Source organism: Janthinobacterium agaricidamnosum NBRC 102515 = DSM 9628 (assembly GCF_000723165.1).
GTDB lineage: Bacteria > Pseudomonadota > Gammaproteobacteria > Burkholderiales > Burkholderiaceae_D > Janthinobacterium > Janthinobacterium agaricidamnosum.
Genome location: NZ_HG322949.1, coordinates 4006073 through 4031906 on the forward strand (window position 1 = coordinate 4006073; position 25834 = coordinate 4031906).

Annotated in this window: 29 protein-coding genes; 19 read left to right on the plus strand and 10 right to left on the minus strand. The window is 60.7% G+C overall.

What is annotated here, in order from left to right; translation table 11 throughout:
* Window positions 1-371: 371 nt before the first annotated feature.
* From GJA_RS17090 to GJA_RS17115, 6 genes are all read left to right on the plus strand, one after another.
* On the plus strand, window positions 372-1730 hold the full coding sequence (locus GJA_RS17090; protein ID WP_038494501.1) for a DEAD/DEAH box helicase: 1359 nt from the start codon (window positions 372-374) through the stop codon (window positions 1728-1730).
* Between the two features lie 131 nt (window positions 1731-1861).
* Window positions 1862-2641 carry a 2-oxo-tetronate isomerase gene (otnI, locus tag GJA_RS17095; RefSeq protein WP_038500208.1) on the plus strand — a complete coding sequence of 260 codons (780 nt, stop codon included), beginning with the start codon at window positions 1862-1864 and terminating at the stop codon, window positions 2639-2641.
* A gap of 88 nt (window positions 2642-2729) precedes the next feature.
* Window positions 2730-3602 carry a hypothetical protein gene (locus GJA_RS17100; protein ID WP_174526000.1) on the plus strand — a complete coding sequence of 291 codons (873 nt, stop codon included), beginning with the start codon at window positions 2730-2732 and terminating at the stop codon, window positions 3600-3602.
* Between the two features lie 14 nt (window positions 3603-3616).
* Window positions 3617-4075: a hypothetical protein gene (locus tag GJA_RS17105; RefSeq protein ID WP_051781020.1), complete on the plus strand. Its 459-nt coding sequence runs from the start codon at window positions 3617-3619 to the stop codon at window positions 4073-4075.
* A 181-nt stretch (window positions 4076-4256) separates the two neighbouring features.
* Window positions 4257-4667, plus strand: a complete 411-nt coding sequence (locus GJA_RS17110; RefSeq protein ID WP_038494504.1) for a VOC family protein — start codon at window positions 4257-4259, stop codon at window positions 4665-4667.
* Complete coding sequence (locus tag GJA_RS17115; RefSeq protein ID WP_038494507.1) at window positions 4664-5035, plus strand: TraR/DksA family transcriptional regulator; 372 nt, start codon at window positions 4664-4666, stop codon at window positions 5033-5035. The genes GJA_RS17110 and GJA_RS17115 overlap by 4 nt, the downstream gene beginning before the upstream one ends.
* A 116-nt stretch (window positions 5036-5151) precedes the next feature.
* On the opposite strand, the gene phbB is transcribed toward GJA_RS17115, so the two are convergent.
* Complete coding sequence (gene phbB, locus GJA_RS17120) at window positions 5152-5898, minus strand: acetoacetyl-CoA reductase (RefSeq protein WP_038494510.1); 747 nt, start codon at window positions 5896-5898, stop codon at window positions 5152-5154.
* 186 nt (window positions 5899-6084) lie between these two features.
* Here phbB and GJA_RS17125 point away from each other — a divergent pair, with 186 nt between their 5' ends.
* Window positions 6085-6948, plus strand: a complete 864-nt coding sequence (locus tag GJA_RS17125; protein WP_038500213.1) for a universal stress protein — start codon at window positions 6085-6087, stop codon at window positions 6946-6948.
* A 54-nt stretch (window positions 6949-7002) separates the two neighbouring features.
* On the opposite strand, the gene GJA_RS17130 is transcribed toward GJA_RS17125, so the two are convergent.
* Together GJA_RS17130 and GJA_RS17135 are read right to left on the minus strand one after the other, a co-directional pair.
* Window positions 7003-7374, minus strand: coding sequence for a hypothetical protein (locus GJA_RS17130; protein WP_038494513.1), 372 nt, complete (start codon window positions 7372-7374; stop codon window positions 7003-7005).
* A 187-nt stretch (window positions 7375-7561) separates the two neighbouring features.
* Window positions 7562-8116, minus strand: coding sequence for a glycine zipper domain-containing protein (locus GJA_RS17135; RefSeq protein WP_038494515.1), 555 nt, complete (start codon window positions 8114-8116; stop codon window positions 7562-7564).
* 205 nt (window positions 8117-8321) lie between these two features.
* Between GJA_RS17135 and GJA_RS17140 the strand changes: the two genes are divergently transcribed.
* The 6 genes from GJA_RS17140 to GJA_RS17165 are packed head-to-tail and all read left to right on the plus strand — an operon-like array spanning window position 8322 to window position 13484.
* Window positions 8322-9164: a response regulator gene (locus tag GJA_RS17140; RefSeq protein WP_174525999.1), complete on the plus strand. Its 843-nt coding sequence runs from the start codon at window positions 8322-8324 to the stop codon at window positions 9162-9164.
* Entirely contained in the window at window positions 9161-9514 is a 354-nt protein-coding gene (locus GJA_RS17145) for a hypothetical protein (RefSeq protein ID WP_038494518.1), read from the plus strand. Before GJA_RS17140 ends, GJA_RS17145 begins: the two co-directional genes overlap by 4 nt.
* A 2-nt stretch (window positions 9515-9516) precedes the next feature.
* Window positions 9517-10368 carry an HDOD domain-containing protein gene (locus GJA_RS17150; RefSeq protein ID WP_038494521.1) on the plus strand — a complete coding sequence of 284 codons (852 nt, stop codon included), beginning with the start codon at window positions 9517-9519 and terminating at the stop codon, window positions 10366-10368.
* The gene (locus GJA_RS17155; RefSeq protein WP_038494524.1) at window positions 10365-11789 is read left to right on the plus strand and encodes an ATP-binding protein; all 1425 of its coding nucleotides are present in this window, start codon (window positions 10365-10367) and stop codon (window positions 11787-11789) included. Before GJA_RS17150 ends, GJA_RS17155 begins: the two co-directional genes overlap by 4 nt.
* On the plus strand, window positions 11786-13144 hold the full coding sequence (gene nosR, locus GJA_RS17160) for a response regulator c-di-GMP phosphodiesterase, NosR family (RefSeq protein WP_051781022.1): 1359 nt from the start codon (window positions 11786-11788) through the stop codon (window positions 13142-13144). Before GJA_RS17155 ends, nosR begins: the two co-directional genes overlap by 4 nt.
* Window positions 13145-13148: 4 nt before the next feature.
* The gene (locus GJA_RS17165; protein WP_038494527.1) at window positions 13149-13484 is read left to right on the plus strand and encodes a hypothetical protein; all 336 of its coding nucleotides are present in this window, start codon (window positions 13149-13151) and stop codon (window positions 13482-13484) included.
* A gap of 7 nt (window positions 13485-13491) precedes the next feature.
* Here the strand turns inward: GJA_RS17165 and GJA_RS17170 are convergent, their stop codons facing one another.
* From GJA_RS17170 to GJA_RS17200, 7 genes are all read right to left on the minus strand, one after another.
* A complete protein-coding gene (locus tag GJA_RS17170) occupies window positions 13492-14235 on the minus strand; it encodes an amino acid ABC transporter ATP-binding protein (RefSeq protein WP_038494530.1) in 744 nt (247 codons plus the stop codon).
* Entirely contained in the window at window positions 14232-14927 is a 696-nt protein-coding gene (locus GJA_RS17175; protein ID WP_038494533.1) for an amino acid ABC transporter permease, read from the minus strand. The genes GJA_RS17170 and GJA_RS17175 overlap by 4 nt, the downstream gene beginning before the upstream one ends.
* Complete coding sequence (locus tag GJA_RS17180; protein WP_038500221.1) at window positions 14927-15622, minus strand: amino acid ABC transporter permease; 696 nt, start codon at window positions 15620-15622, stop codon at window positions 14927-14929. Before GJA_RS17180 ends, GJA_RS17175 begins: the two co-directional genes overlap by 1 nt.
* Before the next feature lie 47 nt (window positions 15623-15669).
* The gene (locus GJA_RS17185) at window positions 15670-16500 is read right to left on the minus strand and encodes an ABC transporter substrate-binding protein (protein WP_038494537.1); all 831 of its coding nucleotides are present in this window, start codon (window positions 16498-16500) and stop codon (window positions 15670-15672) included.
* Between the two features lie 118 nt (window positions 16501-16618).
* Window positions 16619-17938: an ATP-binding protein gene (locus GJA_RS17190; RefSeq protein WP_038494539.1), complete on the minus strand. Its 1320-nt coding sequence runs from the start codon at window positions 17936-17938 to the stop codon at window positions 16619-16621.
* 110 nt (window positions 17939-18048) lie between these two features.
* The gene (locus GJA_RS17195) at window positions 18049-18915 is read right to left on the minus strand and encodes a M90 family metallopeptidase (protein ID WP_038494542.1); all 867 of its coding nucleotides are present in this window, start codon (window positions 18913-18915) and stop codon (window positions 18049-18051) included.
* A 285-nt stretch (window positions 18916-19200) separates the two neighbouring features.
* Window positions 19201-19797 carry a winged helix-turn-helix domain-containing protein gene (locus GJA_RS17200; protein WP_038494545.1) on the minus strand — a complete coding sequence of 199 codons (597 nt, stop codon included), beginning with the start codon at window positions 19795-19797 and terminating at the stop codon, window positions 19201-19203.
* A gap of 292 nt (window positions 19798-20089) precedes the next feature.
* Between GJA_RS17200 and GJA_RS17205 the strand changes: the two genes are divergently transcribed.
* The 6 genes from GJA_RS17205 (at window position 20090) to GJA_RS17230 (ending at window position 25831) form a co-directional block, all read left to right on the plus strand.
* Window positions 20090-20314, plus strand: a complete 225-nt coding sequence (locus GJA_RS17205) for a hypothetical protein (RefSeq protein ID WP_038494547.1) — start codon at window positions 20090-20092, stop codon at window positions 20312-20314.
* Window positions 20315-20694: 380 nt separating this feature from the next.
* Complete coding sequence (locus GJA_RS17210; RefSeq protein WP_038494551.1) at window positions 20695-21696, plus strand: ABC transporter substrate-binding protein; 1002 nt, start codon at window positions 20695-20697, stop codon at window positions 21694-21696.
* A gap of 15 nt (window positions 21697-21711) precedes the next feature.
* Entirely contained in the window at window positions 21712-22533 is an 822-nt protein-coding gene (locus GJA_RS17215) for an ABC transporter permease (RefSeq protein WP_038494554.1), read from the plus strand.
* 20 nt (window positions 22534-22553) lie between these two features.
* Window positions 22554-23345: an ABC transporter ATP-binding protein gene (locus tag GJA_RS17220; protein WP_038494557.1), complete on the plus strand. Its 792-nt coding sequence runs from the start codon at window positions 22554-22556 to the stop codon at window positions 23343-23345.
* A gap of 31 nt (window positions 23346-23376) precedes the next feature.
* Window positions 23377-24558, plus strand: a complete 1182-nt coding sequence (locus GJA_RS17225; protein WP_038494560.1) for an acyl-CoA dehydrogenase — start codon at window positions 23377-23379, stop codon at window positions 24556-24558.
* A gap of 49 nt (window positions 24559-24607) precedes the next feature.
* Window positions 24608-25831, plus strand: a complete 1224-nt coding sequence (locus tag GJA_RS17230; protein ID WP_038494562.1) for a CaiB/BaiF CoA transferase family protein — start codon at window positions 24608-24610, stop codon at window positions 25829-25831.
* Window positions 25832-25834: the final 3 nt, after the last annotated feature.

Sequence of the window (25834 nt, forward strand, 5' to 3'; positions counted from 1 at the left end):
CGTTTTAGAACCTATCCCAGTCGTGAGCGTCTTCTGCTGGCCGCGCATCGGGAGCGCGGACCAGGCGTGAGGAGGACGCGTGGCGCGCCACGCGACGACGATCAACGCAGTCCCCGCTACTGAGGAGCGCCAGAACAGGGCGTATTCATCTACTGGGATAGGTTCCTGGAGCGCCGATGACCGCCAGGCAAGTGTCCAGGCCGGCCGCGCCGCGTGACTGAAACAAATTACGTTGCCGGCCGTAACACTGTTATACTTCGCCCGTGCGGCAGCTATGTCCAGTCCCCTTGCCGCTGTCTTTCGACCTCTAATCTGATTGCCTGCGACTGGCGCCTTGTATGGCGACAGGCCGATCTCACAATAAAGTTACCATGTCCTTTTCCACTCTCGGATTGTCCGACGCTATCGTACGTGCAGTTACCGAACACGGCTACACCGTCCCGACACCGATCCAGACACAAGCAATTCCCGCCGTGCTGGCTGGCGGCGACTTGCTGGCCGGCGCGCAAACCGGCACCGGCAAGACCGCCGGTTTCACGCTGCCGATCCTGCACCGCCTGTCGACCGACGCAAAAGGTAGCGCGATCACCAGCAATACCTCGACCCGCCCGATCCGCGCGCTGATCCTGACCCCGACGCGCGAACTCGCAGCGCAGGTCGAGGAAAGCGTGCGCGCCTACGGCAAATACACCAAGCTGAACTCGGCCGTGATCTTCGGCGGCGTCGGCATCAACCCGCAAATCAAGCAATTGAAGCACGGCGTCGACATCCTGGTGGCGACCCCGGGACGCTTGCTGGACCACATGGGCCAGAACACCGTCGACCTGTCGCACATCGAAATCCTGATCCTCGACGAAGCCGACCGCATGCTGGACATGGGCTTCATCCGCGACATCAAGAAAGTCTTGGCGGTATTGCCGCCGAAACGGCAAAACCTGCTGTTCTCGGCAACTTTCTCGGAAGAAATCAAGGCGCTGGCCGACGGCTTGCTGAACAAGCCGGCAATGATCGAAGTGGCGCGCCGCAATTCGACCGTCGAAGTCATCGCGCAAAAAATCCATCCGGTCGACCGCGACAAGAAACACCCGATGCTGTCGTACCTGATCAAGTCGAACAACTGGACCCAGGTGCTGGTGTTCACCCGCACCAAGCACGGCGCCAACAAGCTGGTCGAGCAACTCGGCGCGGACGGCATCGGCGCGCTGGCGATCCACGGCAACAAGAGCCAGTCGGCGCGTACCCGCGCATTGTCCGAATTCAAGGATGGCACGCTGCAAGTGCTGGTCGCCACCGACATCGCCGCGCGCGGTATCGATATCGACCAGTTGCCGCACGTCGTCAACTACGACTTGCCGAACATTCCGGAAGACTATGTACACCGTATCGGCCGCACCGGCCGCGCCGGCGCCACCGGCGAAGCGGTATCGCTGGTCTGCGTGGATGAACACGAAATGTTGAAAGACATCGAAAAGCTGATCAAGCAAACCTTGCCGCGCGCCGTCATTCCTGGCTTCGAGCCAGACTTGAACGCCCGCGCCCAGCCTGTGCAATTGCGCAGCGGCACCGGCGGCCATCGCAATCCGCGGCCGGCCGGCACCGTCGTGCGCGTCAAGACCGGCGGCGGCGCCAAACCGCGCAGCGGCGGCAATGGTGGTGGTGGCAATGGCGGCGGTGGCCGCAGCGCCCCGCGTTCGGCAGCCCAGCACCGTTCGGGCGGCCGTGGCCGTTAAGCCGTATTGAGCTTTAGTGTCATGGAGAAACAGCGCCAGCATCCTCGCGGATCTGGCGCTGTTTTTTTATACCGGCGTGCGGCAATCTGGTTTAGCATGGCAGGCTGCCTGCTCCCCTTATTTTGATGCCGATGCCACGCTTTGCCGCCAATATTTCGATGCTGTTCACCGAACTGGACTTCCTGGACCGCTTTGGCGCCGCCAGGGCAGCCGGTTTTGACGCCGTCGAATTGCTGTTTCCCTATCCTTACCAGCCGGAGCAACTGGCCGAACGGCTGCAACGGCACGCCATGCAACTGGTGCTGTTCAATATGCCGCCCGGCGACTGGATCAATGGCGAACGCGGCATTGCCTGCGACCCGCGCCGCGGCGATGAATTCCAGCACGGCGTGCAGCAGGCGCTGAGGTACGCGCTGGCACTGGGCGTGAGGCAATTGCATTGCATGTCAGGCATCGTGCCGCCGGACCTGCCGCTGGAACAGGCGCGCGCGACGCTGATCGTCAACCTGCAATACGCCGCCGACCAGTGCCGGCCGCATGGCATCGATGTGCTGATCGAACCGATCAACCACTACGACATGCCGGGCTATTTCCTGAACCACAGCCGGCAAGCGGCCGGCATCATCGCCGATTGCCAGCGCGACAATGTCTTCCTGCAATACGACATTTATCATATGCAGCGCATGGAAGGCGAGTTAAGCAATACCATCGGTACGCTGCTGCCGCTGATACGCCATATACAGCTGGCCGATACGCCGGGCCGCCATGAACCGGGCAGCGGTGAAATCAATTTCCGCCACCTGTTCGGATTGCTCGACCGGATCGGCTACCAGGGCTGGGTCGGCTGCGAATACCGGCCGCTGGGCCAGACCGTGGCCGGCCTGGGCTGGCGCGAGATGTCGGCAGGCTGAGCATCGCCTTGCGTTTTCGCAAGACATCCACCGTCCCCTACAGCAACAATACCTTTTGCGACGCATTCCGCTGTCGCTGAAAGGACCCATGCAATCCTTGCATTTGATGGCATCGCCAGTATTGTCACTGATATTGACACTGATGCTGGCCGGCTGCGCCAGCCATCCGAAACCGTTGCACGAAGTCCGCGATTTCGCCGCCGAATCGGCCAGGCTGGGCGCATTCTCGGAGTTGACGACGCGCTACCGCAACACTTACCAGCGCGAGCAAGCGTACCTGTCGCCCGCCGCCGACAGCCGGGAACGGGTGCTCGATGCCAGCCGCCGCGCCGCCGCCGACGATTTTCTCCATATCCAGAAAAGCGTGGTGCTGTACATGCAAACGCTGGGCAAACTGGCTGGCGGCGACCAGTACGATTTTTCGCGCCAGGTCAAGGATCTCGCTGCTTCGATCAAAGCCTGGCCGGACAGCGGCTTGAACCAGCGCCATGTCACCGCCTATGCCGACCTGGGCCGTTTGCTGGGCCGGCTGGCAAGCGCGTCCTACCAGCAACGGGCGGTACACGACATGGCCGGCGAAGGCGGCGAACCGGTGCAGCAACTGCTCGATGCCATGACCGTGCTGCTGCGCATGTATGACAAGAGCAACCAGGAAGAAAAGAAAATCGTGCAGGGATTTTTCGACGTCAACATTCCATTTGCCGATGCGCCGAAAGACAGTTTGCTGGCCGCGCTGGCCAGGACCCAGGCGCAAGACAAGCACACCGAATACAGCCTGATTACGCGGCGCATCAGGCTGGCCGAAAAGAATCTCGATACGATTGCGCAAGGCCACCGGCAATTGCTGGACCAGCTGGGGCAACTGTCCGGCGCGACGGCGCAAACGGCGCTGAACCGGGCCGGCGCCAACATCCGCAACAGCCGCGCGGCGCTCGACAGCGCCGCCTATCAGGCTTATTAACCCGGGAGACGGCCATGGTGAAACCGACGGCAGCGCTGGCCAATGCTGCGCAGATAGAACAATTGGCCGACGGCTTGTCCCTGCTGGCCGATGCGCTGCATGGCCAGCTGGTGCGCGCGCTCAGGAAACGTGCCGCCGACCACGGCAACGGCATCAGCCAGCAAGAAGCGCAGCAATTATTCGACATCGAAGTGGGCTTGCGCCAGCAAGCGATGACATTGCACCTGGACGCCGCCATCCACGCCATCGCCGGGCTGCAGGTATCGCAAGACAGCGTGCTGAAACTGGCCGAGGCAGCCAGGATCAAAATCGCGAAACTCGACAAGGCCAGGGATTTGCTTGGCATCGGCACGAGTTTGCTGGAACTGGCCGGCGCCATCGTCGGCGGCAAACTGGACAAAGTGGCCAGCACCTTCAAGGACGTCAAAAGTCAGTTACAGGATCTCCAGCAAGTTCCCCCCTCATCGAGCTGAATCCGGGCTGAATGCGGCACAGCAGACGGCGCGCAAGCAAACCATCACTTGGCCTTTGCATTCGCGCCGCAGTTACCTACACTGTTCCTGAGCGCCGCTATCAAATGGGTGCGTGCGCCGTATAGCCTGGCCTGGTCGTGCAAGCAATGCCGCGATTTCAAAAGACATTGAGGAGACATTCATGGATATCAACCCCTATCTGCAATTTAACGGCAATTGCGCCCAGGCTTTCACGTATTACCGGCAGCACCTGGGTGGCCAGGAATTAACTTTGATGCCCTTTCGCGGCAGCCCGGCCGAAGATCAGGTCGAGGGCGACTGGAAAGACAAAATCATGCACGGCTCGATCAAGATCGGCAACACCACGCTGATGGGTTCCGATACGATGTGCGCGGAAACCGGCGCCGCCAGTGCCATCCAGGGATGCAGCATCTCGATCCACCTGGACGACCCGGCAGAAGCCGAACGTCTGTTCAATACGCTGGCGGAACGCGGCAAGACCACCATGGCGCTGGAAAAAACCTTTTGGGCGCGCAAGTTCGGCACCCTGACCGACCAGTTCGGCGTGCCGTGGATGATCAATTGCGAATGAACGGACTGGAACCAGCCCAGCGCCAGCGCTTGCAACACATGCTGGAACAGCGCAAGGCATCCTTGCTCGGCCAGATGGCGATCGATACCGCCGAGGCGGACTTGCGCGCGGCGATGGCGCATGAAATCGAAGCGTCGCCCGCCGACAATGCCAGCGTGCGCACCCTGAACGAATTGGTCAACGAAGCGGCGGAACACAATGCGGCGCAATTACGCACCGTTAAATATGCGCTGGCCAAGGTTGCCGATGGCAGTTATGGTATCTGTGAAAGCTGCGGCGAGGAAATCGGCTGGTCGCGCCTGGAAGCAAAACCGGAGGCGCGTTTTTGCATCAACTGCCAGACCCGCATAGAAAAGGCCCGCAAATAAGGCGCCAGCCGACTGGACCCGATTTGCGGGACTACCCCTTTCCACCGCTCCTGCTACAGGCGGCGGGCCGGCTCTTTGTCCAGCCTCGCGCACCTGGTCTCCTCCACAAATCATGCTCAGCTCATGTGCTGGCCGCCATTAATCGCAATATTAGCACCGGTCACGAATGCGGCTTCTTCCGACGCCAGGTAAGCGACCAGCGCCGCCACTTCCTCCGGTTCGCCCAGCCTGCCCATCGGAATTTGCGGCAAGATCTTGCTTTCCATGATATCGGCCGGCACCGCCGTCACCATCTTGGTGCGCAGATACCCGGGAGAAACGGTGTTGACCGTCACGCCATGGCGCGCCACTTCCAGCGCCAGCGACTTGGTAAAACCATGCATGCCGGCCTTGGCCGCCGCATAATTACATTGACCAAACGCACCTTTTTGCGCGTTTACCGACGAAATATTAATGATGCGGCCCCACTTGCGGGCCAGCATCGGTTCCAGCACTTGCTTGCTCATATTGAACAGGCTGTCCAGGTTGGCCGCCATCACCGCCGACCAATGTCCCAGTTCCATCTTGCGCATGCTTTGGTCGCGCGTGATGCCGGCATTATTGACCAGCACATCGACCCGTCCCAGGTCGGTCAGCACGCGCTCCACCGCCGCCGCGCAGGAATCGAAATCGGCCGCATCGGTCTGGTAAGCCGTGAAACGAAAACCCGCGTCTTTTTGTTCTTCGATCCAGTGCTGGAAGCGATCGTTGCCGGGCGAATACGTCGTTACCACTTGAAAACCCGCCGCATGCAATTTTTGACAAATTGCCGTACCTAAACCACCCATGCCGCCGGTTACCAATGCCACTTTCTTGTCGTTCATCTTCGTCTCCTGTTTTTTTGGTTTCTATTTTTTTAACTGCAAGAAACCAGTCTATGAGCTACGTCGATAAACGACATTGAGCAAAATCAAAGGCTGCGATTGCTGGCAACGATCAAATCGTGCGCGGACCAGCGCCGCGAGTATGCCAAAATGAACCTCACGCAGGAAATCGCAGGAGGTTTGGCCATGTCCTACAAAAACGTACTGGTGCACCTGGATGAAAGTGAGCGCAGCCTGGAACGCAGCGCCATCGCGGCCGGCATCGCCCACGCGTGCGGCGGCCATTTACTGGGCGTGGCGCTGACCGGCGTATCGCGGCTGCTATATCAAAACGGCCTCGGCGAAGGCGAAGACCCGAACCTGGAATTACACCTGGACTTGCTGCGCCAGCGCGCCAGCCGCGCGCTGGCCGGCTTCGGCGAACGGGCTGCGGCCACCGGCTTGCTGTCGTTCGAGCAGCGCGTGGTCGATGACGAAGCGGGCGGCGGCATCAGTTCGCTGGCGCGCTACGCCGACCTGGTGGTGATCGGCCAATTCAACCCGCAACAGCCGTCGCGATCGGTGATGAGCGATTTTCCCGGCCACGTATTGCTGCATGCCGGACGGCCGGTGCTGATCGTGCCCTACGCGGCGCCGGCAGCCGACCTGGCGCCGGTGCACGCGGCCCGTAACATCCTGGTTTCATGGAATGCCAGCAAGGAAGCCAGCCGCGCCGTCAGCGCCGCCCTGCCCCTGCTGCAACGGGCCGGCGCCGTGCATGTGACGGTGATCGACCCGCAACATCATGCCCACGAGCATGGCGAACAACCGGGCGCCGACATCGTGCGCTACCTGCAGCGGCATGGCGTGGCCAGCCGGCTGACGCTGCACCAGGTCGCCAGGCGGCGCGGCGACGTCGGCGACATCCTGCTATCGCTGGCGGCCGACGTGGCGGCGGATGTGATGGTGATGGGCGCTTACGGCCATTCGCGGCTGCGCGAAACGATACTCGGCGGCGCTACGCATACGGTGTTGCAGAAAATGACGATCCCGGTACTGATGAGCCATTAAAAAGAGCGCCGGAGAAAACCTTGAGGGCAAGGCAACGCCGCGATGGACGTTGTGTCAGGCGCTCTCATCCTCGGAAGCCCAAGGCTGGCCGCGGATCTTGGCCACCTGCCGCTGCGCCAGCCAAGTCCATAGCTGCAACGCGGCTTGCTGGCTCAGCGCCTGCATGTGGCGCGGACTGGCCAGCGCGATTTCGCAGTCGCGGTCCGACCATTCCTCGAACGTGACGGCGCCGCCATCGGCCACTTCCAGCTGGTACATCAAGCCGTCGTCGTAACCAAAACGCAACAGCGCCGATGCGGGCAGCCGATCCGCCCCTTGCGCCGCGCCTTGATACACTTCGGCCAGCGCCGCCGCCAATTGCGCTTCGCTAGGCGCACTCACTTCGCGGCCATCCGGCCTGGTGAGGATTACCCATGCTTGTGTCATGACCGCGCCCCCTGTGTCTACTCGTTAGCGTGCGATGAGCGCCGTTGCTGGAATAGCGGGCGCCTGTTGGCGGTATGAATTTATTTAATATCCAGGTAATCATACCGAAAAATGCCATGCAAGGAGGGCATTTTTCGGCAACGTTGAATTTGTGACACAGCGGCGCAAGGCAAGCAGCGCAGCGCGTTCAAGCCACCAGCACCGGCGTGGTCAAGGGATTGAAGTCGCTCCAGTCGCCGTTGGCGATGGTGCCCTGGGCTTCCTCGATATGCTCGGCGCCCAGCTGGTGCAGCACGTCGAGCGCCCGCTGGCGGTCGGCCGCGCCGTGCAGGGCGACGGCGATCAGCATGCCGGCCTTGCGCGGCGCGGCCCGGTTTTCGCCGCCCTGCTCGGCCTCGCCGCGTTCTTTCATGCTGTTGAAGCTATACAGCGAACCGACGTGCGCCCCGACCAGCGCACCGACCACCGGCCCGATCGGCCCCGTCGCCAGCACTGTCGCGGCGCCGACCGCCGCACCGACGGCGCCGCCGACCGCCACGCCCTGGCTAATGCCTTGCGGGGTTTCCTTGGCGCCAGGAGATGCAGCGCGGTCGCCGCCCAATTCATGCAAATCATGCTGGCCCGGCTGGTTGACGTAAAACGCGCTGATCTGGCTGTCCGGAAAACCGGCTTGCACCAGCGCCGCGCGCGCCTCGGCGATTTGATCCTGCAACTGAAAATGGCCTGCGAGTATGCGTGACATGATGTTTTTCTCCATGGTGACGATAGCCGGGACGCTCTGCTCCCCGATTACAAGCTTGCACCTTGCGCGGGCTGAAATCCGTACGCTTGCGCACACACGGCCAGCAATCGAAAAAATGTTCCAACAGCAAGAAAACATGCGGCTTTCGCCGTATAATAAATTGCGCAAACCGTAGCCATGACCTCTGCAAAGAAGGGAACGCTCGATGTATCCGCACCAGACGCACTCAGCCGAAACGCCCGGGACGACGCCGCTGCCGCGCTTGCAAAAGCGCCAGTTGCTGCTGGTCGACGATGAGCCGAATATCGTGTCCGCGCTGAAACGTTTGCTGCGCCGCGACGGTTACCGGATTTTTTCCGCGACCAATGGCCAGCAAGGCCTGGACTTGCTCGCCAGCGAAAGTATCGATGTGATCGTGTCGGACCAGCGCATGCCCGGCATGATAGGCGTCGATTTTTTGCGCAAAGCCAAACTGTTGTATCCCGATACGATACGCATCATGCTGTCCGGCTACACCGAGCTGCAATCGGTGACCGACGCCGTCAATGAAGGCGCGATCTACAAATTCCTGACCAAGCCGTGGGAAGACGATTTATTGCGTGGCCACATAGCCGAAGCGTTCCGCCTGAAAGAAATTTCCGATGAGAATCAGCGCCTGAACCAGGAGTTACGCCGCACCAACCTGGAGCTGGCGCTCGCCAACCGCAAGATGGAAGAGTTGCTGCAACAAAAGCAGCAGCAAATCCAGCGCGACGAGATCAGCCTCAGCATTGCGCGCGAATTGCTGCAATTGCTGCCGCTGCCGGTGATCGGCATGGATGAGGACGGCATGATCGCCTTCACCAACAGCGCCGCCGACAGCGTATTCCGCCACGGCCCGCCATTGCTCGGCTACCAGGCCAGCCTGGTGCTGCCCAAGCTGATGCATCGCGACGACATCGCCGATATCGACGGCCGCCGCTACCGCATCGAAGTGCATGCGATGGGCGAACATTCCGCATCGCGCGGCAGCTTGCTCGTCCTCAACCGTTGCGAAAGTCCGCCATGAGCGGCGCCGTGTTGATCGACATGAGCCAGGCCCGCGCCGGCATGGTGCTGGCCGGTCCGCTGCACGACAGCGGCGGCGGCATCTTGCTGCCGGCCGGCGCCACTTTAAGCGACAGCAATATCCAGTCGCTGCTGCGGCGCGGCATCGAAGTGTGCTGCGTGGCCGAACGGGAGCCGCCGCAAGACGAGGCCGCGCTGCGCTTGCGCCGGCAATACCACATGCAGCGCCTGGAACGCCTGTTCCGCCACAGCATTGCCGCCAGTGGTGGCGCAGACCGCGACGACGACGCCTCCGGCCTGCTGCTGCAATTGCTGCGCAACTACCGCAACACTTGTCAGGAGCATCGTTGACCATGCCCGGGATAGACTTGCAAGATGTGATCGCCCGCATCCAGGACTTGCCGTCGCTGCCGGCCGTGGTCACGGAATTGCTGTCGAGTATGGAGCAAGAAGATATCGACACGCACTTGCTGGCCGACAAAATCACGCTGGACCAGGCTTTGACGGCGAAAACCTTGCGCTTGGCGAATTCCTCGTTTTACGGCATGCAGTCGCAAGTCACTAGCATCCAGCAAGCCATCACGGTACTCGGTTTCCACAGCATTCGCACGCTGGTGACCGCCTGTTCGATTACCGGCAGTTTCCAGCCCGCGCCGGGCAGCCGCTTCGACTTCGAGGCCTTTTGGCGCCATGCGGTCGGCACGGCGGTGGCGGCGCGCGCGCTGGCGCCGCACCTGCGCCAAAATCCCGAAACGGCCTTCACCGCCGGCTTGCTGCACGACCTCGGCACGCTGGTGCTGGTCACCAGCTATCCGGCGCTGTACCGGCAGGCCGAACTGTACCGCGGCAGCCACGATTGCGGCGAGGCCGAAGCCGAACGCGCCATCTTCGGGCTGGATCACGCGCTGGTCGGCAGCACGCTGGCGGCGCACTGGAAATTTCCACTGGCGATACAGGCCGCCGTGGCCGGCCATCACGATCTGTCCGGCCCGGACGCGTGCTCGCCATCGCTGGCCCTGACGGTACACCTGGCCAACATCCTGGCCCACGCGCTGGACTTGTCCGGCATCGAAGACGACCTGGTACCGCCGCTGTCGCGGCAAGCGTGGACCAGCGCCGCGCTCAGCGATGATGATTGCTTGCAAGTATTGCGCGACATCGAACTGGGGTTCCAGGAAATGTGCCAGATCCTGGTCGGCGCATGAAGGATAACGCCCATAAAACCGCGGCCATCGCCCTGTCGGAATTCTTCGACGGCCACCCGGTGGCCACCTTCGCGATCGATACCGACCATATGATCACGCAATGGAACAAGGCGTGCGAACACTTGCTGGGCTGGAATGCGGCCGAGATGATCGGCACCCGCAAGCACGGCCTGGCGTTTTATGGACAACACCAGCCGATGCTGTGCGACCTGATCGTCGATGCCGACACCGCGCTGGCTAACCACGCCGGTTCGGACGTGATCCCCGGCGCCTATGAAGCCGAGGATTTTTTTCCCAACATCGGCGCCGGCGGCCATTGGCTGCACTTCACCGCCGCGCCGCTGCGCGATGAAAGCGGCAAGCTGGTCGGCGCGATCGAAACCATGCTCGACGTCACCGAACGGCGGGTGGCCGAAAACGCGCTGCGGCGCACCAACGACAACCTGGAACTCATCGTCGAAAAACGCACCGCCCAGCTGGCCGAAGCGAACCAGCGGCTGGAAGACGATATCCGCCAGCGCGAAGCGGCCGAGGCGGAATTGCGCAGCCGCAACCTTGCCCTGACAGAATTGAACGCCCGCCTGTCGATGGCCCAGCAACAATTGCTGCAAGCGGAAAAACTGGCCTCGATCGGCCAGCTGGCGGCCGGCGTGGCGCATGAAATCAATAATCCGATCGGCTATATTTTCTCGAATGTCGGCACGCTGCAAACCTATCTGGACGACTTGTTCCACATGCTGGCCAGCTACCAGGACGCCGAAGCGGCGCTGGCCGGCCCGGCCGCCGCACAACTGCGCCAGCGGCGCGCGCAGATCGACCTGGATTTCCTGCGCGCCGACATCCCGGTGCTGATGTTTGAAACCAGGGAAGGCATCGCCCGGGTGCGCCACATCGTGCAGGACTTGAAGGATTTTTCACGGGTCGATGCCAGCCAGCAATGGGTGTGGGCCGACTTGCACCAGGGCATAGATTCAACGCTGAACATCGTTGCCCATGAAACCAAATACAAGGCCGAGCTGGTCAAGCAATACGGCGACATTCCCGACATCGAATGCCTGCCGTCGCAACTGAACCAGGTCATCATGAACCTGGTCGTCAACGCGGCCCACGCGATCAGCGGGCCGCGCGGCACCATCACCATCGCCACCGGCTGCGACCTGCGGCGCGAGCATGTGTGGCTCAGCATCCAGGACAGCGGCGCCGGCATCGCGCCGGAAAACCTGTCGCGCATCTTCGATCCCTTTTTTACCACCAAGGCGGTCGGCCAAGGCACCGGCCTGGGCTTGTCGCTGGCCTACGGCATCGTGCAAAAGCACTGCGGCCGCATCGAGGTCGACAGCCTTCCCGGCCGCGGCAGCACCTTCCGCATCACCTTGCCGGTACGCCAGCCAACACCGCAGTCACAGGACCCGCCGCCATGAGCCTATCCAACCAACAACTGGCGCAAGCCACCGTGCTGTGCGTCGACGACGAACCGAATATATTGTCGTCGCTGCGGCGGCTGTTCCGCGCGCGCGGCTACCGCGTGCTGACTGCCGACAGCGGCGCGGCCGGACTGGCCGTGCTCGACAGCGAAACGGTGGACCTGGTGATTTCCGACATGCGCATGCCGGAAATGGACGGTGCCCGGTTCCTGGCCGAAGTACGCCAGCGCCAGCCGGACGTGATGCGGCTGCTGCTGACCGGCTATTCCGATATCCAGTCGATACTGGACGCCATCAACCGCGGTGAAATCTACCGCTACATCACCAAGCCGTGGGACGACAACGATTTGCTGCTGACGGTGCGCGACGCCTTGGTCCGGCGCGGGCTGGAACAGGACAAGCAACGCCTGGAAGCGCTGACGCGCCAGCAAAACGACGAGCTGAAAGCCCTCAACCAGACGCTGGAAGCGAAGGTCGAGATGCGCACCCTGCAACTGAAACGAAGCCACGATGAAGTGCAGGCGGTCAACGTGAAGCTCAAGATGAACTTCATCACCACCATCAAGCTGTTTTCGGGGATGATAGAAATGCGCGGCGGCAATTTGTGCGGCCATTCGCGCCGGGTGGCCGACCTGGCCCGCAAGATCGCCGTCGAGATGGCGCTGCCGGCGCCGGAAGTGCAGGAAATCTTCATCGCGGCGCTGCTGCTCGACATCGGCAAGATCGGCTTGACGGACGAGTTGCTGGCCAAGCCGGTGACGCTGATGAATGGCGAGGAACTGGGCTTGTTCCGCAAGCATCCGCTGCGCGCCGAACAATTGCTGATGGCGCTGGAGGACTTGCGCGGCGCCGCCGCCATCTTGCGGGCGCAACTGGAACGTTTCGACGGCGCCGGGTTCCCGGCCGGCCTGGCCGGGCTGGCGATCCCGCTCGGCGCGCGCATCCTGGCGCTGGCCGCCGATTACGACAACTTGCAAAACGGCGCCATGGTCAAGCGCCCGCTGCGTCAGGAAGAAGCCAAGGCGCTGATCTACGACAGCAGCGGCAAGCGCTACGATCCGGCGGTGGTGGCCGCGTTCCGCCACCTGCTCGACGGCGATGCGGCGCAGGAAATCGATGACGTCGCCGCGCTGTCGGGCCAACTGGTGCCGGGCATGGTGCTGTCGCGCGACTTGCTGAGCCGCGAAGGCTTGATGCTGCTGGCGGCCGAACATATCCTCGATGCGCGGCTGATCCAGCAAGTGCAGGATTTCGAGAGCAAGAGCGGCGGGCGCCTGGCGATCCGGATCCACCCGCCGAAGGACGAATCAGGCAGTTGCTATAATGGGTCATCCAGCACTCACCAGACATGACAGCATGCCGCCATCCAGCAACCGCAATCAACCCGATCAAAATAAGCCCGCTTCCGCGCCGAAAAGAAATGCCTGGATCTGGCCGCTGTTGCTGGTGCTGATCGGCTTGTACGATATGCGCAGCGGCTTCGTGCTCGGCAGCACCGGCGAAATGCTGTGGGGTGGCGCGTTTGTGGCCGGCGCCGCGGCCGTGATGGTGAAACTGCGCTGGCTGGCCGACACGCCGCCGGCTGAACGCTCGCCACGCCAGCAACGCCTGGCGCAACTGGTGGCGGCGCTGGGCGCGGTCACCGTGCTGATGGCGGTGGCCGGCTTTTGCATGATGCGCGGCTACTTTTAATCGGCGTTCAAGCGCCTGCGGCAAACGGCGTGCGGATATCCGACAGGAATTGCCGGGCGCGCGGATGTTGCGGGCGGTTGAAAAACTGGTCCGGCGTGGCCCGCTCCAGCACCTGGCCGTGGTCCATGAACCAGACCCGGTCCGCCACTTCGCGCGCAAAGCCCATTTCATGCGTCACGCAGACCATCGTCATGCCGTCGCGCGCCAGGTCGCGCATCACCAATAGCACTTCGCCAACCATTTCCGGATCGAGCGCGCTGGTCGGCTCATCGAACAGCATCAGCGGCGGCTGCATCGCCAGCGCGCGGGCAATCGCCACGCGCTGCTGCTGGCCGCCGGACAAGGCCGACGGCAGCGCCTGCGCCTTGTGGACCAGGCCGACCCGCTCCAGCAAATCGAGCGCGCGCCGTTCCGCTTCCTTGCGCGGCAAGCCGCGCAGCCGGGCCGGCGCCAGCGCGCAATTTTGCAGCACCGTCAAATGCGGGAACAGATTGAATTGCTGGAACACAAAACCGATATGCGAGCGGAATGCATTGACGTCGAGACCGCGTCCATGAATATCCCGGCCATCGACGTCGATCTGTCCGGAATGGATGCCTTCCAGCCGGTTCACCGTGCGTATCAAGGTCGACTTGCCGGAACCGGACGGCCCGCACACCACCACCACTTCGCCCTTGGCGACGTGGCCGCTGACATTCACCAGTGCGTGGTAGTCGCCGTAATATTTATTGACGTTATTAAATTGGATCATGAGGTTTTTGTTTCGTTTTTATTCGCTGTGCGCCGTTCCAGCGCAAAGGCCAGCCGCGACAAGCCGAAACACAGGATGAAATAACTCAAGCCGAGCAAGAAATACACTGCGGTCGATTTGGTCAGCACCAGGCTGTTGATCTGGGTCGCGATGAACGACACTTCGGTCAAGCCGATGATGTAGCCGAGCGAGGTTTCCTTGATGGTCGACACAAACTGGTTGATCATCGACGGCAGCATATGACGCAACGCTTGCGGCAGCACGATCAAACGCATGGTGTGCAGATAGCCGAAACCCAGCGCGCGCGACGCCTCGGCCTGCCCTGTCGGCAAAGCCAGTATGCCGGCCCGAATGATTTCCGCCAGATACACGGCGTCGTAGATCACCAGCGCCGTCAGCATGGTGGTGAATTGCCCGGTTTTATGGCCGGTCACGGCCGGCAAGAAAAAGTAGGCCCAGAAAATCACCAGCAATAACGGGATGCCGCGCACCACGTGCATCAGGACCGTCACCGGCCAGCGCAGCCAGCGACAAGGGCTGACGCGGGCCAGCCCCAGCAGCAAGCCGAGCGGCAAGCTGAGCAACAGCCCCAGCGCCGCCAGCCAGACCGTCAGCGCCAGGCCGCCCAGCGGACCGTCCGGGTATTGGCCGATCAGGAAATAAATCCAGTAATCCTGTATCAATTGCAGCATCAGCTTTGCCCCCGCGGCCAGTGGCGCTGGCTCCACGATGCCAGGGCGGCGATGCCCAGCGATACGCCCAGATAACAGACGCTGGCGAAGGCAAACACTTCGATGCTGCGGAACGACGCGCTTTCAACCCGCTGCGCCTGGTTAATCAATTCGGCGGCGCCGATCACCGTGGCGATGCTGGTGTTTTGCCACAGAATCAGGGTTTGCGACATCAACGGCGGCGTGCTCAGGCGCAATGCCTGCGGCAAGATGAAGCAGCGCATGGTCGCCACAAAACTGAAGCCCAGCGCGCGGCCCGCTTCGAATTGCTGCTTGGGAATGGCTCGGATGCCGCTGCGGATATCTTCCGCCATGTAGGCGGCGCTGTACAGCGTCAGCGCGACGATGGCGGCGATGCATTCGACATTGCCTTCGTACAAGCGCTCCTTCCATTGCTGCGGCAATAATTCGGGCGCGCCGAAATACCAGAACAGCAGATGCACCAGCAAGGGAATATTGCGGATCGCCTCGACATAGGCAAACCCGCAGGCGTTCAACACGCGCGACGGCGCCAGCCGCAACAGCGCCAGCAGACAAGCCAGCGGCAAGGCCAGCGAGAAACTGACGACTGTCAATTGCAGCGACAGTAACAAGCCGGCGATCAGCCAGTCGTGATAATTACCGGACAATAAAAGAGCAAGATCGAAATGCGCCATGATATAGCACCCGGCCGCCCTGTACATTCACACGGCGGCGCATGGGTTTACGCTCCTGCCCTGTCGGAATCGAGCTTGAAGTTGCGCTTGTCGTATTTCACATTGCTGCTCGGGCCATACCATTTGAAGAACAGTTTTTCCGCGTCGCCCGATTGTTCCAGCGCGCGCAAGGTGCCGTCGATGCTGGCTTTCAAGCCGGTTTCGCCCTTCTTGATGCCCAGCGCCAGCGCTTCGACGCCTATGCTTTGCGGCAACACCAGATACTCCTTTTGCGCCGCGCCCAGCTTGCCGTAATTATTCAGCAGCGACACTTCATCGTCGACATAAGCGACCCCCTTGCCTTGCTGCAGCGCCAGGAATCCCTGCACGGCAGTTTCAAAAGTCACCACATCGACACCCGGCACGGCCTTGCGGATATTCGGTTCTTGCGTGCCGCCCTTGACGGTCAGCACTTTCTTTCCCGTCAGGCCGGCCAGGCTGGTGATATTGCTGCTTTTCTTGACCAGTACTTTTTGCCCGGTGACAAACGTCGAAATCGAAAAATCGACCAGCGCTTCGCGTTCCTTGTTATGGGTCAGCGACGCGCTCAGGATATCGACCCGGCCCTGCTGCAATTCCGGGATGCGCGCGGCCACCGCCAATTGCTTGATCACCGGCTTGACGCCCAGCGTCTTCGCCACCGCATAGCACAGGTCGACTTCGTAACCGACGATCTGGCGGGTTTTCGGATCGACAAAACTATTCGGTTCATCGGTGCCCAAGGTGCCGCACACCAACTCTCCCTTGGCCTTGATGGCCGCCAATTGATCGGCATGGCACAGCGGCGCGATCACAGCGCCGGCGATCAGCGCGGCGACGAATGTAAAACGAAGGTGCATGTAAACTCCCGGGTAATGGATGACAGGCGCCATGGTAGGGCGCGGGCATCGCATTAAACCGCAGGATGGTTATTCTAAAAACGAATCTTTTATTGCATGAATATGCAATAAATGCATATCAGGCAACAGCGTTGCCCGGCGGCTGCACCGGCAGACGTATCGTGAAGCGCGTGCCCTTGCCCAGCTCGGTGGCCACGTCGATCCTGCCGCCGTGTTTCTTGACGATGCCGTACGATAGCGACAAGCCCAGCCCGGTGCCGCTGCCGACCGGCTTGGTGGTAAAAAACGGCTCGAAGATGCGGTTCAGGTGCTGCGGCGCGATGCCGGCGCCGGTGTCGCCGATCTCGATCCAGACCCAGCCGTCGTCATGGCCGGTGCGGATGCTGATCACGCCCTGGCCCTGGATCGCATGGCCGGCGTTGACCAGCAAGTTCATGAATACCTGATTCAGCTGCGACGCCAGGCATTTGATTGGAGGCAACTGACCATAGTGTTTCTCAACCGTCGCCTTGTACTTGATTTCATTGGCGACGATGTGCAGCGTGCTTTCCAGGCCGTGATGCAGGTCGGCAATTTGCCATTCGGTTTCGCCGACGTGGGAAAAATCCTTCAGCGACTGGACGATATCGCGCACCCGCTTCAAACCATCCATCGATTCGCGCACCAGTTCGGTGACATCTTCTTTCAGGAAAGCCAGGTCGGCTTGCTGGCGGATGGCCGCCATGGTTGCCGCAGCGGCAGTAGCGGCAGGATGCCGGGCGACGGCCAGTTCGTATTGCTCGATGACGCCGAACAGGGTCGTCACATACGCTTCCAGCGACCCCATATTGGAATTGACGAAGCCAACCGGATTATTGATTTCATGGGCAATGCCGGCCGCCAGTTGGCCAATCGACGCCATCTTTTCCGATTGCAGCAATTGTTCATGCGCCTCTTGCAGCCGGGCAATCAGCAATTGCTGTTCCTCGCCCTTGGTATGCAGCGCCTGCTCCATTTCCTTGCGGCTGGTGATGTCGGTCAGCGAGCCGATCACTTCCAGCGGCGCGCCATGTTCGTCGCGGATCAGGCGCAAGGTGTCATGCATCCACAAATACGTGCCGTCGCTGGTACGAAACCGGTATTCATAGGCACGCTGGCCTTCGACAAATACCAGCGCCAGGCTGGAAAAGATCTGCGGCGCATCGTCCGGGTGAATGTGGTCGAACCAGAAATTGGGATCGGCAACCATGTCTTCCGGCCGGTAACCCAGCACATGGTAGGCGTTCTGGCTGACAAAGGTCATCTTGAAGTCGCCGCTGGGCACGGTGCAATAGATGATCGCCGGCGTATTATCGACCAGGTATTGCAGCCGCACCAGCGGCGAAGCGGGCTCTGCGGCCAGCGCCGGAGCGGCAGCCGCGGCATCGCTGGAAAAGAATTCGAATTCGTCGAATTGCATGGGCCGGACCTCGCTTGCGGCAGACCTGCCCGCACAGGATCAAACGTTGACCATGAGATTCATTATGCCTCAATTCAACAGCCTTGGCTGGCCGGTTTGCTGATCGAATGTCACCAGTGCGCAGCATAATTCGGCGGCTGCTCCACCGCTGGCGGCGGTGGAGGCGGCAGCCACTCGCGCGGATCGACCCGATAATATTTCTGGAATTCCTGATACAGCGCCGCGTGGTGTTCGGCCATCTGGTACGGTTTCTCAAAGAAAGTTTCCGTCGCCACCGCAAAGAATTCCGCCGGATTGGTCGCGCCGTAATGGTCCAGCACGCTTTGCTGCTGGTAAATCGCGTCATGGCGCAAATTGGCGAAATCGCGCGACAGCACTTGCGCCCAGCTGCGGTAGCTCGATACAGTGGCGAGGAATGGCGCACCGTTCGGTTCGCCCGATTCGCTGTCGAGCTGATGCGCGAATTCATGCAACACCACATTGTGGCCATCGGTCCAGTCGGCGGCGCCGCGCTGTACATGGTCCCACGCCAGGATCACACGGCCATCGCCCCAGGATTCGCCCAGCATGCCGTTTTCGATCGGCGTCACCACCCCGCCCGGCCCGACTTCATTGCGCTCCACAAAAAATTCGGTCGGATACACGAGGATGGTATGCAATTCCGGATAGACCTTGGTCGGCCGGTTCAGCAATAGCAGACACGCCTGGCCGGCGATGGTGTAGCGCATTTCATCGGTGACTTCCAGCCCGTCGCAGCCGACAAATTTCTTTTGGAATAGGAATTGCACCATCAGGCGCTGCAATTGCTGCTGCAATTCAAGCGGCATGCGCTGATAGATTGGAATATTGTTTTGCAGAATATGCACCGCTACTTCCGGCAAGGGCCGCTTCAAGGCCCGCTGCAAGCGCCAGCCCGGCCACCACAACACGACAGCCACGGCCAGCACCGACACCAGCAGCAAGATCAGCGCGTCCATGCGGCGCTCCCGGTGACAGGATGGCGGTGGACACGACTGCATCGACAGGCAAGAGCGAACAAGGACAGACTCCTTTATATGGCGGCCCGCGGCGCGAAGCGCCGGGAATCCCGAACCAGATGGGGCTCCTTGTTGTCATTTCAATTGCGGCCAGCATACAAGCGCAATAAAAAGAGTAATCAATAGAGGGCAATAAAAAAGCCGGGCGATGCCCGGCGATTGTATTCAGCCATCCAGACTGCGTGGGGTCTGGTACGTGGCTTGGCGCGTGGCGTGCCCACCCGCTCAGGTGTTTTCGCTTTTTTGCTGCGACGGCGCCGAACCGAACAAGGCCGCCACCAGCGGATCGCGCATCACCGGACCGCGGTTGACGCGGATCGCATAATGGGTATCGTCGGCCAGGATGTGGAAGTGGCGACCGCTGCCCGCCATGCTTTGCTCGCGCAGGCCCGGACGGTCCTTGCGTGGCGTGACGCCTTCGCGTTTTGGTTGCACGATGGCGGCCAGGAAGGCGCGCACGCGTTCCGGATCGGGCGTCAATTGATACACAGCCTTGCCCAGGTAGGTGGCGGTGCCTTCGATGTAGCGCGCCAGTTCGATCACGCCGGCATCGCGCAGGTCGCGGATGTATTTGCGGGCGCCGGACGGCGAAAACTTCAGGAACCAGGCGATTTCATCAGCCAGCATTTCGTGCAGCGATAATTCACCGATCAACTTTTGCATGTTTTCAATACGACGCAGCGTTGCCGAAGTGGAACGGACACGCTCGATAGGCGCCATCGAAATAGGATTTTTACGTTCCGGCGGAATCGGCGCGGCGCGCTCTACCATTGCCACCGAACCCTTGCTGGATGCACGATGTTCTTGGCGCGCTGCGTTCATATCGCTCGTTACGGATGCGTGTGATTGGGTCATTGCATGCATTTGTATACTCCTTTATAACGTTTTCCGGTAGCTTGGATTGTTGCAACATTAATGCTGTTTGAGCTTATGAGACCGCTAATCCAAGACATCTGACGCCAGAATGCCAGCCTGCGGCTTCCCGGTCTGTGCGCCAACGAACATAAAATAAGAATTGTTCAGTTCGCCTGGCTTAAAAAAACGTGCGTTCCCGTACAGCGATTCCATTTCAGGAGGCTTACAATCGTGATAAGTCCACCGTCAAGGAGCCACCATGAAATATCCTTTCCTGATAGCAAGCGCGATACTGGGCCTGAACGTGGCGGCGTGCGACAAACCGGTCAATAAACCCGTTCCCGTCGTCAGCGCACCGGGCCCCACCGATGCCGACACGCTGGCGCGCGCCGCCGGCAAGGCGGTCAGGCCGCCCACTCCCGATGGCGTTTTGCCGCCGCCAAAACCGGGAGAAGTGATACACCCTGTGCCCAAAACCCAATAAACACTGATTAACCGCACTCAGTACCGCGCTTACTTAGCGGAATTAAATACCGGGTTCACCGCATTCCAGATTGATGGAATGCAGAGCCGCCCTGCGTTTTTAAAACTTTGAGTACGTATTCGTAACTTAGTTCCAGCCATCGTGGAGGCGTCGTCATTGTGCGGAATTCCAGACTTGATTCCGCATGACTGTGCGAAAAATCGGAAAGACGATTATTTCCCTTGATCAATCACAAGAAACTATCTGTTTAAAAACAGCTACTTATATTTAATCTTGACGAATTCATCAATTGGCATGAAAGATGCTCTTATACTGAAAAGCTACCGTAGAAGTAGTGAAAAAGTATGCGTCCAATAATCTGACCTTGATGGAGACAAACAATGACCTCGTCTGCACGTTTCAAATCCTTCCTGAATAGCAAAGTAATGACCATCGCGCTGACGCTGGCCGCGCAATTGCCGCTGGCCGCCCATGCCGCCGATGTGGTGCGCTTGGGAAACCTTAAATTCGCCCATTACGGCGCGGTCGCGTATATGAAGGAAATTGCACCCAAGTACAACCTGAAAATCGAAGAGCGCATCTTCGCCAAGGGCCTCGATATCGTGCCGGCCATGATCGCCGGTGAAATCGATGTTTCCGCCAGTGCGCTGGAAGCCGCCATTTCCGGCCGCGCCAGCGGCGTGCCGGTATATCTGGTCGGCGGTTTCGCCAAGGGCGGCGTGCGCATCGTCGGCCGCCCGGACTTGAACCTCAGCAAAATTTCCGAATTGAAAGGTAAAAAAGTCGGCGTCACCCGCGGCAGCCCGCAAGAAATCCTGCTGTTTTCCGAATTGGCAAAAAACAAGCTGACCTGGTCGGACAAGCCGGGCAAGGACGTATTGATCATTTACATGGGTTATCCTGATTTAAATCAAGCTTTATTAACCAAGGAAATTGATGCGATGAGCCAATCCGAGCCATACTCGACCCAGGCCATCCATAAGAAATACGGCCATGAAATCCTGAAACCATACGACACCCCGCTGGGCGAACCGGTGCGCGCACTGGTGATGTCGGAAAAAATGTACAAGGAAAAACGCGACGTGGCACAACGGTTCATGGATTGTTTTGTCGCCGCGACCCGCCAATTCCTGGCCGATCCGAAACTGGCCGAGAATTACGTGCGTGTCTCGATGTTCAAGAACCAGGTGACGTCCGAGGATTACCGCGACGCCATGGAAAACGCCAGCTTTACCGAAGACATCACCATCAGCCACGTCCAGCTGACCACCGATTACATGGTCAAGTATGGCGTCGGCCGCATGTCCAATCCGCCGGCCGCCAAGGACTGGGTCAAGCTGGACTTGCTGGAAACCGCCAAGAAATCCTACGCACCACGTTGATAAGCGAGCGTCACGATGAATCTGCCATTCCTGAAACGCGTCCTGCATGGCGCAATCGTGCCGCTGGTGGCGCTTGCTATCTGGCAAGCGCTGTCCACCTTCGGCTGGATCAATCCGCATATCTTGCCGTCGCCGGTGGCGGTGATACGCAAATGGTTTGAATACATCGCGCCGATGGAGGCGTACCAGCCGGACAGCGGCAACTACCTGCTGTGGCTGATTTCCGGCGAATTGCCGCACGACGCGTGGGCCAGCCTGTCGCGCGTGCTGGGCGGTTTTGCCATCGGCGCCGGCCTGGCCTTGCCGCTGGGTTTGCTGATGGGCGCCAATCAGGCCATCTACAAATTGTTCGATCCGCTGGTGCAAATCCTGCGGCCGATTCCGCCGATCGCCTATATTCCGCTGGCGATCCTGTGGTTTGGCCTCGGCAATCCACCCGCCTTCTTCCTGATCAGCATCGGTTCCTTCTTCCCCGTGCTGATGAACACCATCGCCGGCGTGCGCCAGGTCGACGGCATCTATATCCGCGCCGCGCGCAACCTGGGCGCCAGCCAGATGACCATGTTCCGTCGCGTCATCTTGCCGGCCGCCACGCCCTACATCCTGGCCGGCGCCCGCATCGGCATGGGTACCGCCTTCATCGTCGTGATCGTCGCGGAAATGATCGCCGTCAATAACGGCCTCGGTTTCCGCATTCTGGAAGCCCGTGAATATTTCTGGTCAGACAAAATTATCGCCGGCATGTTCACCATCGGCTTTTTCGGCCTGGCGATCGATATCGCCATGAATGCGCTGAACAATCACTTGCTGCAGTGGCATCGCGGTCTCGAACATTAAAATATTGATCAGGAAGCAGCATGACCACCATACATATCGATGCAGTCAATAAAGTGTTCACCAGCGGCGGCAAGGATGTCGTCGCGCTCAAGGATATCCATCTCGACATCGCCAGCGGCGAATTCATTTGCCTGCTGGGCCCGTCCGGCTGCGGCAAATCGACCTTGCTGAACGCCATCGCCGGTTTTTCCCATCCCTCGTCGGGCCGTATCCTGGCCGACAGCAAGCTGATCACGCAGCCCGGACCGGACCGCGGCATGGTGTTCCAGGAATATGCGCTGTTTCCATGGATGAATATCGAACGCAATATCGCGTTCGGCCTGGAAATCGCCGGCAAGAGCGCGCCGCACATCAAGGAGCGCGTCGACATGCTGCTCGGCATGCTGGGCTTGCAGGAATTCCGCGACCGTTTTCCGAAAGACTTGTCGGGCGGCATGCGCCAGCGCGTCGCGATCGCCCGCGTGCTGGCGCTCGATTCGCCGATCATGCTGATGGACGAGCCCTTCGGCGCGCTCGATGCCTTGACCCGGCGTAACTTGCAAGACGAGTTGCTGAAAATCTGGAAAGTGTTCGGCACCACCATCGTGTTTGTCACGCACAGTATCGAGGAATCGATCTACCTGGCCGACCGCACCATCGTCATGACGTATCGCCCGGGCACCATCAAACGCGACGTAGCGATTACACTAGAGCGACCGCGCGATCCGAGCGATCCGGAATTCAACCGTCTGAAGCGTATGCTGGGCGACATGGTAATGGAAGAACAACAACGCCATCACCACGCCGAAACCATGGTCAGCACGGCGGATTAACATCAATTGAACAAGTAGAGAGTAGAGAGACATGGCCAACAAAACACAATTTCACTGGGACGATCCGCTGTTACTGTCCAGCCAGCTGAGCGACGATGAGCGCATGGTGCGCGACGCCGCCCACGCCTATAGCCAGGACAAGCTGCAACCGCGGGTGCTGGAAGCATTCCGCCACGAAAAGATGGACACCACCATCTTCCGCGAAATGGGCGAACTGGGCTTACTCGGCGTCACCATTCCGACCGAATACGGCGGTTCCGGCCTGAACTACGTCAGCTACGGCTTGATCGCGCGCGAAGTCGAGCGCGTCGATTCCGGCTACCGCTCGATGATGAGCGTGCAATCGTCGCTGGTGATGGTGCCGATTTATGAATTCGGTTCCGAAGCCCAGCGCCAGAAATACTTGCCGAAACTGGCGAGCGGCGAATCGATAGGCTGCTTCGGCTTGACCGAACCGAACCACGGTTCCGATCCGGGCTCGATGATCACCCGCGCCAGGAAAGTGCCGGGCGGTTACGCCTTGTCGGGCGCCAAGATGTGGATCACCAACTCGCCGGTAGCCGACGTCTTCGTCGTCTGGGCCAAGGACGACGACGGCGCGATCCGCGGCTTCATCCTCGAAAAAGGCGCGGCCGGCTTGTCGGCGCCGGCGATCCACGGCAAGTTCGGCTTGCGCGCGTCGGTCACCGGCGAAATCGTCATGGACAATGTGTTTTGCCCTGAAGAAAACGCGTTCCCCGACGTGCGCGGCTTGAAAGGCCCGTTCACCTGCCTGAATTCGGCCCGTTACGGCATCGCCTGGGGCGCGCTGGGCGCGGCCGAAGCGTGCTGGCACATCGCGCGCCAATACGTGCTCGACCGCAAACAGTTCGGCCGTCCGCTGGCCGCCAATCAACTGGTGCAAAAGAAACTGGCCGACATGCAAACCGAGATCACGCTCGGCCTGCAAGGCTGCTTGCAACTGGGCCGCATGAAAGACGCCGGCACGGCGGCGGTTGAAATCACGTCGATGATGAAGCGCAATTCCTGCGGCAAATCGCTGGAGATCGCCCGCATGGCGCGTGACATGCTCGGCGGCAACGGCATTTCCGACGAATTCGGCGTGATCCGCCACATGGTCAACCTGGAAGTGGTGAACACCTACGAAGGCACGCACGACGTGCACGCCTTGATCCTGGGCCGCGCGCAAACCGGCATCCAGGCGTTCTCTTAATTCTCACACCCCGGTTGTCTGTTTCCTGTTATCTCACGGAGTCACTCCCATGTCTGCAGCTCTTTCTCACCTTAAAGTCCTCGATCTGTCGCGCGTGCTGGCCGGTCCGTGGTCGGGCCAGGTCCTGGCCGACCTGGGCGCCGATGTCATCAAGATCGAACGTCCCGGCGTCGGCGACGATACCCGTACCTGGGGGCCGCCATACCTGAAGGACCGCCACGGCGAGGCCACCCGCGAATCGGCCTATTTCATGGCCGCCAACCGCGGCAAGCAATCGGTGACGGTCGATATTTCCCAGCCCGCCGGACAAGAGATCATCCGCGAACTGGTCAAGCAGTCCGATATCTTGCTGGAAAATTACAAGGTCGGCGCCCTGAAGAAATACGGCCTCGATTATGAATCGCTGCATGCCGTCAACCCGCGCCTGATTTATTGCTCGATCACCGGTTTCGGCCAGGATGGTCCCGACGCCCAGCGCGCCGGCTACGATTTCATGATCCAGGGCATGGGCGGCTTGATGAGCATCACCGGCACGCCCGATACGCTTCCCGGCGGCGGCCCGGTCAAGGTCGGCGTCGCGGTGACCGATGTGCTGACCGGCATGTACGCCACCGTCGGCATCCTGGCCGCCGTGACGCAGCGCGAAAAAACCGGTCTCGGCCAGCATATCGACATGGCCCTGCTCGACGTGCAAGTGGCGATGCTGGCCAACCAGGCCTCGAATTACCTGGTCGGCGGCGTGGTGCCCGGCCGGCTCGGCAACGCCCATCCGAATATCGTGCCTTACCAGGCGTTCGCCACCAGCGACGGCCATGTGATCCTGGCGGTCGGCAATGACCGCCAGTTCGCCAGTTTCAGCAGCGTGGCCGGCCATGCGGAATGGGCCGACGATGTCCGCTTTGCCAGCAACAATGCGCGCGTCGCGCACCGGGCCGAGCTGGTGGCCTTGCTGGAACCGGTATTGCTGACCCGCAGCACCCGCTTATGGCTGGATCAACTGGAAGCGGTCGCCGTGCCTTGCGGCCCGATCAATACCATCGATCAAGTATTTGAAGAGCCGCAGGTACGCGCCCGTCAGCTGGTGCACCATGTGCCGCACGCGCTGGCCGACGACGTGCCGACCGTGGCCTGCCCGATCCGCATGTCCGGATCGCCGCGCAGCGCCGAGCGGGCGCCGCCGCTGCTGGGCCAGCACACGCGCGACATCTTGCGCGAACGCTTGCAGCTGGACGATGCCGGCATCGACCGCCTGCTGGCGCAAGGCGTCATTTAAAGC

Excerpts from the sequence above, each read along its gene's own strand:
- GJA_RS17180 (WP_038500221.1), bottom strand. The coding sequence starts at position 15,622 with ATGGCGCATTTCGATCTTGCTCTTTTATTGTCCGGTAATTATCACGAC.
- GJA_RS17150 (WP_038494521.1), top strand. The coding sequence starts at position 9,517 with ATGCCCGGGATAGACTTGCAAGATGTGATCGCCCGCATCCAGGACTTG.
- GJA_RS17140 (WP_174525999.1), top strand. The coding sequence starts at position 8,322 with ATGTATCCGCACCAGACGCACTCAGCCGAAACGCCCGGGACGACGCCG.
- GJA_RS17105 (WP_051781020.1), top strand. The coding sequence starts at position 3,617 with ATGGTGAAACCGACGGCAGCGCTGGCCAATGCTGCGCAGATAGAACAA.
- GJA_RS17165 (WP_038494527.1), top strand. The coding sequence starts at position 13,149 with ATGCCGCCATCCAGCAACCGCAATCAACCCGATCAAAATAAGCCCGCT.
- GJA_RS17155 (WP_038494524.1), top strand. The coding sequence starts at position 10,365 with ATGAAGGATAACGCCCATAAAACCGCGGCCATCGCCCTGTCGGAATTC.
- GJA_RS17175 (WP_038494533.1), bottom strand. The coding sequence starts at position 14,927 with ATGCTGCAATTGATACAGGATTACTGGATTTATTTCCTGATCGGCCAA.
- GJA_RS17205 (WP_038494547.1), top strand. The coding sequence starts at position 20,090 with ATGAAATATCCTTTCCTGATAGCAAGCGCGATACTGGGCCTGAACGTG.
- GJA_RS17125 (WP_038500213.1), top strand. The coding sequence starts at position 6,085 with ATGTCCTACAAAAACGTACTGGTGCACCTGGATGAAAGTGAGCGCAGC.
- GJA_RS17190 (WP_038494539.1), bottom strand. The coding sequence starts at position 17,938 with ATGCAATTCGACGAATTCGAATTCTTTTCCAGCGATGCCGCGGCTGCC.
- GJA_RS17110 (WP_038494504.1), top strand. The coding sequence starts at position 4,257 with ATGGATATCAACCCCTATCTGCAATTTAACGGCAATTGCGCCCAGGCT.
- GJA_RS17185 (WP_038494537.1), bottom strand. The coding sequence starts at position 16,500 with ATGCACCTTCGTTTTACATTCGTCGCCGCGCTGATCGCCGGCGCTGTG.
- GJA_RS17145 (WP_038494518.1), top strand. The coding sequence starts at position 9,161 with ATGAGCGGCGCCGTGTTGATCGACATGAGCCAGGCCCGCGCCGGCATG.
- GJA_RS17130 (WP_038494513.1), bottom strand. The coding sequence starts at position 7,374 with ATGACACAAGCATGGGTAATCCTCACCAGGCCGGATGGCCGCGAAGTG.
- GJA_RS17200 (WP_038494545.1), bottom strand. The coding sequence starts at position 19,797 with ATGAACGCAGCGCGCCAAGAACATCGTGCATCCAGCAAGGGTTCGGTG.
- GJA_RS17230 (WP_038494562.1), top strand. The coding sequence starts at position 24,608 with ATGTCTGCAGCTCTTTCTCACCTTAAAGTCCTCGATCTGTCGCGCGTG.
- otnI (WP_038500208.1), top strand. The coding sequence starts at position 1,862 with ATGCCACGCTTTGCCGCCAATATTTCGATGCTGTTCACCGAACTGGAC.
- nosR (WP_051781022.1), top strand. The coding sequence starts at position 11,786 with ATGAGCCTATCCAACCAACAACTGGCGCAAGCCACCGTGCTGTGCGTC.
- GJA_RS17225 (WP_038494560.1), top strand. The coding sequence starts at position 23,377 with ATGGCCAACAAAACACAATTTCACTGGGACGATCCGCTGTTACTGTCC.
- GJA_RS17115 (WP_038494507.1), top strand. The coding sequence starts at position 4,664 with ATGAACGGACTGGAACCAGCCCAGCGCCAGCGCTTGCAACACATGCTG.
- GJA_RS17170 (WP_038494530.1), bottom strand. The coding sequence starts at position 14,235 with ATGATCCAATTTAATAACGTCAATAAATATTACGGCGACTACCACGCA.
- GJA_RS17195 (WP_038494542.1), bottom strand. The coding sequence starts at position 18,915 with ATGGACGCGCTGATCTTGCTGCTGGTGTCGGTGCTGGCCGTGGCTGTC.
- GJA_RS17090 (WP_038494501.1), top strand. The coding sequence starts at position 372 with ATGTCCTTTTCCACTCTCGGATTGTCCGACGCTATCGTACGTGCAGTT.
- GJA_RS17210 (WP_038494551.1), top strand. The coding sequence starts at position 20,695 with ATGACCTCGTCTGCACGTTTCAAATCCTTCCTGAATAGCAAAGTAATG.
- GJA_RS17220 (WP_038494557.1), top strand. The coding sequence starts at position 22,554 with ATGACCACCATACATATCGATGCAGTCAATAAAGTGTTCACCAGCGGC.
- GJA_RS17135 (WP_038494515.1), bottom strand. The coding sequence starts at position 8,116 with ATGTCACGCATACTCGCAGGCCATTTTCAGTTGCAGGATCAAATCGCC.
- GJA_RS17215 (WP_038494554.1), top strand. The coding sequence starts at position 21,712 with ATGAATCTGCCATTCCTGAAACGCGTCCTGCATGGCGCAATCGTGCCG.
- GJA_RS17100 (WP_174526000.1), top strand. The coding sequence starts at position 2,730 with ATGCAATCCTTGCATTTGATGGCATCGCCAGTATTGTCACTGATATTG.
- phbB (WP_038494510.1), bottom strand. The coding sequence starts at position 5,898 with ATGAACGACAAGAAAGTGGCATTGGTAACCGGCGGCATGGGTGGTTTA.